Origin of the sequence: Corallococcus sp. 4LFB, from assembly GCF_046520365.1 — a bacterium.
GTDB lineage: Bacteria > Myxococcota > Myxococcia > Myxococcales > Myxococcaceae > Corallococcus > Corallococcus caeni.
The window spans coordinates 2,229-5,800 of the sequence record NZ_JBKGHJ010000500.1 but is presented as its reverse complement, the minus strand read 5'-3'; the positions used below and the strand labels follow the sequence as shown (position 1 = coordinate 5,800).

Here is a 3,572-nt window from a genome sequence, read left to right as displayed (position 1 = left end):
CCGGAGCCCGAACCGGAGCCCGAGCCCGCCCCCGCGCCACCGGAGGAGCCCGCCCCTTCGGAGGACGCCTCCTCCGAGGAGCCGCAGCCCGACGGCAGCGGCGAGGAGCCCATGCCGGAGCCGGAACCCGAGCCCGCCCCGGCCGTGTCCGCGCTCGCGGACAAGAGGAAGCTCGTCCCGCTCATCGTGATGGGCGTGGTGGGGCTGAGCTTCCTGGTGTTGATGATCGCCGTGCTCGCGGGCGCCTGATGCGCCGCGGCCGTCCCCGGCACGCCTCGCGGGCCACGGCGTCCTCCTGAAACGACAAAGGCCCCCGCCGCGAGACGGGGGCCTTCGTCCTTCCGGCGCGGGGCTACCGGCCGGAGGAGATGCGCGCCACCGGCTGGATGTTCAGCTCGGGGGACAGCTCCTGGTAGCTGAGGATGGAGAACGAGGGGTTGAACTCGTACTCCAGCAGCTTGCGCACGTAGCGGCGGATGTCCATGGCCGTGAGGATGACGGGGCGCTGGGCGCTGGGCGGCAGGTGGCCGCACTCCGAGCGCACCGCGCCGACGATCTCCTGGGCGATCTCCGGCTCCAGCGCCAGGTGGGCCCCCGCGGAGGTGCGCTTGATGGAGCTGCGGATGGCCTCCTCGATGTTCGGGTCCAGCAGGTACACCACCAGCGTGCCGGTGCCGCGCGCGTACTTGTGGGAGATGTAGCGGCGCAGCGAGGCGCGGACATGCTCGGTGAGCATGACGTTGTCGGCCTCCACCTGCCCGTACTCCGACAGGGCCTGGAGGATGCCGCGCAGGTCGCGGATGGAGAGCTCCTCCTCCACCAGGCGCCCGAGGATGTCCGTCAGCTTCAGCACGTTGACGATCTTCGGGACCACCTCCTTCACGATGGCCGGGAACGCCTTCTCCAGCTGCTCCAGCATCGTCTGCGTCTCCTGCACGCCCACGAACTCGCGGGCGTTCTTCCGCAGCACGGCGGCGGTGTGCAGGATGATGTAGCCGGGCACGTCCCAGGTGGTGAGGCCCGCGGACTCGAGCGTCTCCCGGAACTGCTCCGGCACCCACGCGGCCGGCTGGCGCGTCGCGGGGTTGATGGCCTCGAAGCCGGGGATGTTCATCAGCTTGAGGCGCTCCACCGTGTCGTTCACCAGGATGTGGCCCAGGGTGGCCTGGCCGGTGACGACCGGGACCTCGTTGATTTGGATCTGGTAGGCCCCGGGCGGCAGGCCGCCGTTGCCGCGCGCGCGCACGCCGGGGAAGCGGACGCCCAGCTCCACGAAGAGGCCGTCGCGCATGAACGGGATGAGCTCGAAGAGGAACTTGCCGCCGTCCTGCCGCGAGTCCACGAAGGGCACCAGCGCGTCGGACACCTCCAGCACGATGGGCGTGACGACGGGGATGAACAGCTCCGAGTCCGGGTTGAGCTGCTCCTTGGGCGGAGGCTCGGCGGACACGGGCGTGCCGAAGCTGGACTCCATGGCGGGGCCCGCCTCCTCGGCGGCCAGCGCCTCGTCGCGCTTGCGCATCATGGAGTACGCGCCGAAGCCCGCGCCCGCGCCCAGCAGGAAGAAGGGAATCTTGGGGAGGCCGGGGATGAGCCCCAGGCCGATGAGCATGGCCGCGGCGATGGCGATGGCCTTCGGGAAGGCGGTGAGCTGCGAGCCCACGTCCTTGCCCAGGTGCGCGCCCTCTTCCTCGCCGCCCACGCGCGTCACCAAGATACCGGCGCACGTGGAGATGAGGATGGCGGGGATCATGCCCACCAGACCGTCACCGATGGTGAGCAGCGTGTACTTCTGCGCGGCGTCGCCAGCGGACATGCCCTTCTGGGTCACGCCGATGATGAGGCCGCCCACGATGTTGATGACCGTGATGATGATGGACGCGATGGCGTCGCCCTTCACGAACTTCATCGCGCCGTCCATGGCGCCGAAGAGCTGGCTCTCACGCTCCAGGTCGCGGCGCTTCTTCTTCATCTGGTCCTGATCAATCACACCCGCGCGCAGGTCCGCGTCGATGGACATCTGCTTGCCGGGCATCGCGTCCAGGGTGAAGCGCGCGGCCACTTCCGCGACGCGCTCCGAGCCCTTGGAGATGACGATGAAGTTCACCACCACCAGGATGAGGAAGAGGATGGCGCCGACGACGAAGTTGCCCTGCACCACGAAGTTACCGAACGCCACCACCACTTCGCCCGGGTCACCGGTGAGCAGGATGAGTCGCGTGGTGGAGATGGTCAGCGACAGACGGAACATCGTCGTGATCAGCAGGATCGTCGGGAACGACGACAGGTACAGCGCGCTGGGCACGTAGAGGGAGATGAGGAGCAGGATCACCGAGAGGCTGATGTTCAGCGTCAGCAATACGTCCAGGATGATCGTCGGCAGCGGGACGATCATCATCGCGACGATGGCCACGACGACCACGGCCAGGACGATGTCGGAGTACTTGTTCAGGAAGCTGTTCGGATCGGCGTTGGCCATCGGCGGGGCCATCCTAATCCGTGCCCACCCCCGAGCCCAAGGGGGGGCCATCCCTCCCCTGTCCGGAGAGGGAGCCTGCGGTCAGGCTACGAGCGGTCCTCGGGGGCTTCGGCCTCCGAAGCCTCGTCCGAGCTCTCCAGGGCCGCGGCGGCCAGCATGCGCGCACGACGGCTCAAGGGATCCTTGTCCTCGGGGTCCAGCGACACGGCGTTCTGGAAGTCGCGCGCCGCTTCCATCGTCCGGCCCTGGCGCAGGAACGCCTCCCCCCGGTTGACGAAGGGCGTGATGTCGGTGGGATCCAGCTCGATGGCGCGGTCGAAGCACGCGACAGCGGAGTCCAGGTCTTCCAGCGCCAGGTGGCAGGCGCCCAGGGCGGTCTGGAAGTAGGCCTCGCCCGCGTCCATGGCCGAGAGCTTCTCGAAGATGGCCAGCGACTCGCTGAAGTTCCCGTCCTGGAAGAGATTGAAGCCCTCCGTGGCCCGTTCGAGCATCTCCGGTCCAGACAGGGGCTTCTCGTTGTCGTTCGACACCGGAGCCTTGGATTCGGTCGTCATCAGCGCGGGTCCCTCAGAGGGAGGACAGGAAGTCGTGCCCGGGAAACCGCCTCTTGAGGGACGGGAGGGGTGCCGGGCGCGGACACTTTAAGCTGTTATCGGAAGAACCTTCAAAGAGGGTGCGTCCGCAAGCCCACGTCCGGACCGTGCGCCCTGCTCCCGGGTAGGAAAATGATCGGAAAATGGGGACGAAACTTCCGGCCCCTGATCCGCCATAATCCTTTTGTAAGCAGCTTCGCGGTACCCACCCGCCTCAACCTTCGGAGACTCCCCATGAACGCTGACGTCGCCGGCTCTGCAGTTCGCTCCGCTTTCAACGCCTCGCAGGGTCTGAACGAGACCGAGTCCGCCACCCTGAAGGGCCTCAAGGGTGACGACCTGACCCGCGCCCGCGCGCAGCTGATGCTCCAGAAGCAGCAGGAGGCCGCCGCGTTCGCCTCCAACATCATGAAGAAGCTGAGCGACATCGCCATGTCGATCATCGGCAACACCAAGTAATTCCGCCGCTTTCCCGGGCGTACGAGAGCCGGTCCTCCTTC

Annotated in this window: 3 protein-coding genes and 1 pseudogene; 2 read left to right on the top strand and 2 right to left on the bottom strand. The window is 67.6% G+C overall.

The annotated features are described in order from the left end of the window. Positions 1 to 249: pseudogene (locus ACLEQD_RS35180) on the top strand (FHA domain-containing protein); the annotation flags it as partial. A 103-nt stretch (positions 250 to 352) separates the two neighbouring features. Here the strand turns inward: ACLEQD_RS35180 and sctV are convergent. Then, entirely contained in the window at positions 353 to 2,479 is a 2,127-nt protein-coding gene (gene sctV, locus ACLEQD_RS35175; RefSeq protein WP_338261545.1) for a type III secretion system export apparatus subunit SctV, read from the bottom strand. An 86-nt stretch (positions 2,480 to 2,565) separates the two neighbouring features. Further along, positions 2,566 to 3,033 (bottom strand): tetratricopeptide repeat protein, encoded by a 468-nt coding sequence (locus tag ACLEQD_RS35170; protein WP_410390127.1) that lies wholly within the window; start codon positions 3,031 to 3,033, stop codon positions 2,566 to 2,568. Between the two features lie 273 nt (positions 3,034 to 3,306). On the opposite strand from ACLEQD_RS35170, the gene ACLEQD_RS35165 reads away from it, so the two are divergent. After that, positions 3,307 to 3,531 (top strand): hypothetical protein, encoded by a 225-nt coding sequence (locus ACLEQD_RS35165; protein WP_410390126.1) that lies wholly within the window; start codon positions 3,307 to 3,309, stop codon positions 3,529 to 3,531. Positions 3,532 to 3,572 lie beyond the last annotated feature (41 nt).